Origin of the sequence: Nonomuraea basaltis, from assembly GCF_005893125.1 — a bacterium.
Taxonomy (GTDB): Bacteria; Actinomycetota; Actinomycetes; order Streptosporangiales; family Streptosporangiaceae; genus Nonomuraea; species Nonomuraea basaltis.
Genome location: NZ_VCJS01000399.1, coordinates 1 through 6,572, shown reverse-complemented (window position 1 = coordinate 6,572; position 6,572 = coordinate 1). Strand labels below are relative to the sequence as shown.

The following is a 6,572-nucleotide window of genomic DNA, read 5'->3' as shown; positions in this document are numbered from 1 at the left end:
GCGAGAAAGGCTACGGCGGGGGCGACTCAGGTGGCGGAGGAGGGGGTGGCGGCTGCGGCGGCGGAGGAGGCAACTGAGGGTCCCCGTCCGGCCCGGCCGGCGCCATCGCGTCCGGCCGGGCGCCGTCAGCCCCGCCCGTACCTGTCCTCGGCCCGCCAGAAATACCAGAAGCCGGCGACGAGCGCGACCACCGCCCAGCACGTGCACGACACCCACACCATCTGCGGCGGGGTGTGGTTGCGGAGGAGGATGTCGCGCATCCACTCGATGTAGGAGGCGGCCGGGTTCAGGTACATCGCGGTGGCCACCCACTCGGGTAGCCCCGCGCTGTTGACGACCTTGTCGTGGATGGCGAAGAAGACGCCCGAGGCGTACAGCCAGGTGCGCATGATGAACGGCAGCAACTGGTTGAGGTCGCGCATCGAGGAGCCCAGCCTGGCCAGGATGAGGCCGGCCCCGATGTTGAACATCGTCTGCAGCACCAGCACCACCGGGATCATGAGCCAGGCCCAGGTGGGCAGCTCCCCCGTGAGCACCACGATGACGAGGAGCACGCCCATGGAGATGACCAGCTGCTGCAGCTCCTGGATCGTGTACGCCAGCGGCAGCGAGGCGCGCGGGAAGTGCAGGGCTCGGATCAGCGACAGGTTGCCGGAGATCGACTTGGCGCCGGCGGTGACGGTGCGCTGCGTGTAGGTGAAGACGAACATGCCCGTCAGCAGGAAGGCCGGGTAGTTGGGGATGTTCTTGCTGCCGCCCAGGATGAGGCCGAACATCACGTAGTAGATGGCCGCGTTGAGCAGCGGGGTGATGACCTGCCACAGCTGACCCAGCGCCGAGCCGGAGTATTTCGAGACGTTGCGCGAGGTGGCGTACGTCAGGACGAAGTGCCGCCGGTCCCACAGGTGGCGCAGGTAGACGGGGAACCTCGGGCGCGCTATGGCGGGGCGGAGCCCGTACTTCTTGGCGAGTTCGGCCAGCGGCCCGCTTTCCGGGGAGACGTTCTCCAGTTGGCTCATGGGCACCTCGATGCTTTGCGGTCACCGCGCGCCCGGTGACCGGAGGGTCGTCAGCAGTCCGATCATCCCTTGTCACCGGGGGCGTCGGTCCAGATTTCAACGCGAGCGTCGTGGACGTCCAGAGGTCAGGTGGGGCCGGAGCGTCTCGTCGAGGGCGTCGCGCATCGCGGCGGAGAGGGGAGGTCGGGCAGATGGCGGCGGGCGTGGTCGAGGAAGGCCCGCGCGGCGGGGCTCTTCGGGGCGTCCGACCGCCAGGCCAGCCCCATCCTGGCGCGCGTGCTCGGCTCCGCGGTCAGGCGCACCGTCCGCCCTGTCCGGTCGAACAGGGACTCCCCGAGCTGGCGGACCTGGGCGCTCACGCCGGGCTGGGCGACGTGCAGGCGGGCGGCGGCCCGGGTGAAGCCGGCCTCCTCGGCGACGGCCACCAGGTATTCGAGCTGCCGCAGTTCCATAACGGGGCATGCTAGCAAGCGGCCCCGTCATGGCTTCGGCTTCTGACGATCACGCCTCTAGCGCGCGATGGTCACGCCCGTCACGGCGAAGCGCTCCACGTCGGCGACGTGGCCGCCGGTGGAGGCCACGATCGTCAGCGTCCGGCCCGGATCCGGGGTGAAGGACACCTTGGCCGACCAGGGCGAGTCGTCCCCGCCGGCGCTGAGGCAGCACTGCTCGCCCAGGAGGGCGGCCTTGCCGGGCCGGCGTACCTGGATCTTGATGCTCTCGTCCACGCCGGTGATGCGGCCGCCCACGGTCAGCGGCGAGCCGACCGCCGCGCCGTACTTGGGCGTGGTCAGCGAGAGCGAGGTGTCGTCGGTGCCGACCACCTCCCACGGCGCGTCCGGGGCGGAGCCGTACCTGACCAGGTGCACGACGGCGGTGACCAGCGGTCGCGGGCCCTCCTCGGCGCGGAAGCCGACGTGCACGCGGGCGTGCAGCCCGTCGCGCACGGTCTTGACGGCCTGGTCGATCTCGGTGAAGCCGAGGTAGTCGCGGGCGAAGGCGATCGCGGTGCGGCCCGGGTCCAGGTGCCAGGCCTCGCGGCCGTCCTCGCGGTGTGCGCGCCGCCAGGCCTCCGCCTCCGTCTGGGTGGAGAACGGCCACAGCGGCTGGTAGCGGCCGGCGACCAGCCTCTTCTGGGCGTCCGGCGGCGCGGTGGAAACGCGTGACGAGGTGGTGGGCGGCGCGGTCGTCCCGGTGGCCGGTGGCGCGGTCGTCCCGGTGGCCGGTGGCGCGGTCGTCCCGGTGGGCGCCGGTGACGCGGTCGTCCCGGCGGAGGTGGCCCCGGTGGGGGTCGTTCCCGATGGCTCGCCGCCGCAGCCCGCGACGGCCAGCCCGAGCACGATCAGCAGCGGCAGGGCGCGCTCGGTACGTGGTCTCATGCGGCGCCTCCTGGGCGGTGGGGATCGCAGGCCTGCCTTACATTGACGTACCCGACCGGCGGCCGGTTCGCGTTCGGTAAAGGATCTACCCTCCTCCGCCGTGGACCACCGCCACCGGGCACGGCGCGTGACTGAGGACGGAGGCGGCCCGGCGGCGCCCGGTCACCATGAGCGTGGGCTGCCGGCCGGGCTGCTCGGGCCAGATCTCGACCTCCGGGCGCGCGGCGTGCCAGGCGGCCGTGTCGCCGGAGGTGACCAGGACGAGCTGCCGCAGGGCCGCCTCGCCGAACGCGAACTCCAGCACGGACGCGTCCGGTTCCCTGTCGGCGACGACGATCGGCCCCGGGTCGACGGGGGCCGGGAGCGGGCCCGGGCCGCGTACCACGATGACCGGGCAGCCGGCGTGGTCGGCGACGTATCCCGCCACCGAGCCGACGACGGCCCTGGGCAGCCGGCTGAGCCCGCGGGAGCCGACCACCACGAGCGCCGCATCGGCGGACAGCTCGGCGAGGCGCTGGGCGGCGGGCCCCTCGTACAGGTCGGTCTCGACCGGCACGCCGGAGCTGGTCGAGCGGGCGCAGTCGGCGCCGTGCCACAGCACGTGCTCGGCCGCCTTGCGCAGGTGCGCCTTGGCCTCCTCCGCGGCCTCGCCGTACGGCCACTGCCAGGCGTGCGCGAGGGTCAGCGGGAGCTTCCTCAGCTCGGCCTCGTCGAGCGCCCAGTCCAGGGCCTGCACGGAGAAGTCCGAGCCGTCGTAGCCGAGCACGATGCCGGTCATGTCAGTTCACTCCTGTCGCATTGACTCCTGCCGCGTTCGTTCCCGTCACGTCCGCTCCTACCGCTTAGGCGCCCGTCGACCTGCGGCGGAAGACCCAGGACAGCCACTCCTGGGGCGTGAAGATCGCGACCACCCAGGTCATGACTGGACATGTCCTTCATGGCTTCACCCCCGCCGTGTCCTCTTTCCGAGCGCAGCCTTTAACCTGAACGTGCGGCGGGAACCGGAACCCCCATCACCATGAGCAAGGGGGATCGACGATGAGCTCAAAGGCGCGCGACGAACGGTTGCGCCGTTACTGGGACAAGCACGCCGCCTCCTACGACCGGCAGATGGCGTACTTCGACCGGATCCTGTTCGGCGACACCCGGTCGTGGATCTGCGGCCAGGCGAGCGGCGACACGATCGAGATCGCCATCGGCACGGGCATGAACCTTCCCCTCTACCCGGAGGGCGTCCGCCTGACCGGCGTCGAGTGGAGCCCGGCCATGCTGGACCTCGCACGCCGCCGGGCGTCCGCCCTCGGCATCAAGGCCGACCTGCGCGAAGGGGACGCCCAGGCGCTCGACTTCCCGGCCGCCGGCTTCGACACGGTGGTGTGCACGTTCTCGCTCTGCGCGATCCCCGACGACCGGCGGGCGATCGCCGAGATGGCGCGCGTGCTCCGCCCGGGCGGGCTGCTGCTGCTCGCCGACCACGTGGCGGCATCGGCCTGGCCGGTGCGCGCCGCGCAACGCCTGCTCGAAGTGGTCACCGTGCCCATGGGCGGCGAGCACTTCCTGCGCCGTCCGATCGAGCAGCTCCCCGAACACGGTCTTACCGTCGAACGACACGATCGCTTCAAGCTGGGCATCGTCGAACGACTCGCCGCACGCAAACCCACCGAAACAGGCAGATAGTCTCCGACGTGCTGCGCAGCACGATCACGAGGATGATCCGGCAGGATCCGGAGCGGCGGGGTCTCGTTCCCGGCGCAGGAGTGCGGCGGCGCGGTCGAGGAACAGGCCGCGCTCGCGCGCGTTGCGGGTCAGCCCGGCGGCGCGTTCGAACTCGGCGGCCGCCTCATCCGCCCGCCCCAGCTTCGCCAGCAGGTCGCCGCGAACCGCGGGCAGGAGCGCGTAGCCGTGCAGCGCGCGCTCGTCCAGGAGCGCGTCGGCGATCTCCAGCCCGCGGGCGGGTCCGTCGGCCATGCCGACGGCGACCGCGCGGTTCAGCTCGACGATCGGCGACGGGGCGATGTGGGCGAGCAGCCGGTACAGGGCGGCCATCCGTCCCCAGTCGGTGGCCTCGGGGGTCAGGGCGCGGGCGTGGCAGGCGGCGATGGCGGCCTGCAGCCCGTACGGCCCGAGCGTGCCCAGCGCCTCGGCACGGCCCAGCGCCTCCAGGCCGCGGCGTACGAGCAGCCGGTCCCAGCGGCTGCGGTCCTGGTCGAGGAGCAGGATGGGGGCGCCGTCCGGCGCGGTCCTGGCCGGGATGCGCGACGCCTGGATCTCCATGAGCGCCACCAGGCCGTGCACCTCGGGCTCGGCGGGCATGAGCCCCGCCAGGATCCGGCCCAGCCGCAGGGCCTCCTCGCACAGCGACGGGCGGATCCAGTCGCCGCCCGCGGTCGCCGCGTACCCCTCGTTGAAGATCAGGTAGATGACCTCGAGGATGGAGGCGAGCCGGGCGGGCAGCTCGGCCGGCGGCGGCAGCTCGATCGGGACCTTCTTGTCGGCGAGGGTGCGCTTGGCGCGGAGGATCCGCTGGCTCACGGTCGGCTCGGGGACGAGGAACGCCCGCGCGATCTCCTCGGTGGTGAGCCCGCCGAGCAGGCGGAGGGTGAGCGCGAGCCGGCCCTCGGCGGGCAGCACCGGGTGGCAGGCGGTGAAGATCAGTCGCAGCAGGTCGTCGCCGATGTGGTCGTCCAGCGCGTCGTCGAGCTCGGCCCCGGCCGACTCCTGGCGCAGCTCCATGTCGCGCCCCACCTGCTGCAGCTTGCGTTCGTAGACGTCGCGGCGGCGGAACTGGTCGATGGCGCGGTGCTTGGCGGTCAGCATCAGCCAGGCGCCCGGATTGTCGGGTACGCCGTCGCGCGGCCACTCTTCGAGAGCGGCGACGAGCGCGTCCTGCGCCAGCTCCTCGGCCAGCCCGATGTCGTGCACCATGCGGGCCAGACCGGCGATGACCCGGGCGGACTCGATCCGCCACACCGCCTCCACCGCCTTCGCCGCCCGCTGGGAATCCGGGAGCGTCATGCGTCCTGCATACCCCATCAGGCCGCGGGCCGCATGCGCGGTCCGCGGCCGGAGAGTGGCGGGTCAGGCCGGAGGGGGAAGTTCTCGGGGCTCAGGCCGGGGCGAGGTCCTCAGGCCGGTGGGGCGAAGTCCTCGGGGCCGAACAATCGCAGGACGTCCACCTCGCCCTCCCAGCCAGGCCACATGTCGCGGTGCAGCCGGACGAAGCGGGAGGCCCACTCCACGGCCTCCTCCTTGGCCCTGACCTGGTAGAGGGCGTAGCTGATCATTTCCTTGGCCTCGGCGAACGGCCCGTCGGTGACGGTCAGCCGGCCGCCGGTCACCTGGACCCTGGCCCCCTCGGAGCTGGGCGCCAGGCCGCTGTTGTCCAGCAGTGCCCCGGCCTCGGTGGCCTCCTGGCCGAGCTTGAAGATGGCCTCCATGAGTTCGGCCGGCGGCGGCCCGTCGGGCTGGGCGACGACCTTGAGAGTGACCATGTAGCGCATTGCGTTCTCCTTTGTGATCAGTGAAACAGCGGGTCAGGCGGCGTTGCGGGACAGCTTCAGCGAGACGAGGGACAGCCAGCTCCAGATCGCCAGGATGCCGCCGACGAACGTGAGATTGGCCCACGTGACGCCGCCGCCGCTGGCGATGCCGACGAAGGAGCCCAGGAACAGCGTGCCGGTGACGCGAGAGTAGACGGCCCAGCCCTTGCTGCCGTCGCGGGCGAACCGGGAGGCCATGACATAGCAGGCCGCGACCATGCACAGGAACCCGACGCCGCCGACGGCCATGTGCAGGGTGCCGGTGAGGGTGATCGCGCCCGGGCCTTCGGGGGTTCCGGCCGGGAAGCCCATCGCGGGGTCGGCGGGGAAGATCGCGGCGCCGGCCATGCTCGCGCCGAACGCGGCGACCAGGCGGGGCGCCCATCGCGCGCCGCGCCCGGAGGCCAGGGCACGGCGCAGACCGGCGGCGCAGGCCATGGTCGCCAGTGCGGTGACGACGAAGTTCGCTGTCTGGATCCAGCCCAGGTCGCCGTTGGCCAGGAAGCTCCAGGGGTGGCGGGCCAGGTCGAAGCCCTCCCTGGTGAACGCCTGGGCCAGGGCGACCGTCACGTACAGCGGACCGGCGACGACGCCGAAGCCCAGCAGCGGGCGCTTGGCGGAGACCGGGCGGGCGT

Annotated in this window: 8 protein-coding genes; 1 reads left to right on the top strand and 7 read right to left on the bottom strand. The window is 72.3% G+C overall.

The window, feature by feature from the left end; all coding sequences use genetic code 11:
* Positions 1-125: 125 nt before the first annotated feature.
* The 4 genes from EJK15_RS66640 to EJK15_RS66625 form a co-directional block, all read right to left on the bottom strand.
* Entirely contained in the window at positions 126-1,019 is an 894-nt protein-coding gene (locus tag EJK15_RS66640) for an ABC transporter permease (RefSeq protein ID WP_138720492.1), read from the bottom strand.
* A gap of 125 nt (positions 1,020-1,144) precedes the next feature.
* Entirely contained in the window at positions 1,145-1,471 is a 327-nt protein-coding gene (locus tag EJK15_RS78335) for a LysR family transcriptional regulator (RefSeq protein WP_420847189.1), read from the bottom strand.
* Between the two features lie 57 nt (positions 1,472-1,528).
* Positions 1,529-2,398 carry a hypothetical protein gene (locus tag EJK15_RS66630; RefSeq protein ID WP_138720491.1) on the bottom strand — a complete coding sequence of 290 codons (870 nt, stop codon included), beginning with the start codon at positions 2,396-2,398 and terminating at the stop codon, positions 1,529-1,531.
* Positions 2,399-2,483: 85 nt separating this feature from the next.
* Positions 2,484-3,176, bottom strand: coding sequence for a universal stress protein (locus tag EJK15_RS66625; protein WP_138720490.1), 693 nt, complete (start codon positions 3,174-3,176; stop codon positions 2,484-2,486).
* 260 nt (positions 3,177-3,436) lie between these two features.
* Here EJK15_RS66625 and EJK15_RS66620 point away from each other — a divergent pair, with 260 nt between their 5' ends.
* The gene (locus EJK15_RS66620) at positions 3,437-4,075 is read left to right on the top strand and encodes a class I SAM-dependent methyltransferase (protein ID WP_138720489.1); all 639 of its coding nucleotides are present in this window, start codon (positions 3,437-3,439) and stop codon (positions 4,073-4,075) included.
* A 24-nt stretch (positions 4,076-4,099) separates the two neighbouring features.
* Here the strand turns inward: EJK15_RS66620 and EJK15_RS66615 are convergent, their stop codons facing one another.
* The 3 genes from EJK15_RS66615 to EJK15_RS66605 form a co-directional block, all read right to left on the bottom strand.
* Complete coding sequence (locus tag EJK15_RS66615) at positions 4,100-5,413, bottom strand: RNA polymerase sigma factor (RefSeq protein ID WP_138720488.1); 1,314 nt, start codon at positions 5,411-5,413, stop codon at positions 4,100-4,102.
* 110 nt (positions 5,414-5,523) lie between these two features.
* On the bottom strand, positions 5,524-5,898 hold the full coding sequence (locus EJK15_RS66610) for a YciI family protein (protein ID WP_138720487.1): 375 nt from the start codon (positions 5,896-5,898) through the stop codon (positions 5,524-5,526).
* A gap of 33 nt (positions 5,899-5,931) precedes the next feature.
* Positions 5,932-6,572, bottom strand: a 641-nt coding sequence (locus EJK15_RS66605) for a DUF998 domain-containing protein (protein WP_138720486.1), incomplete at its 5' end; no start/stop codon positions are given.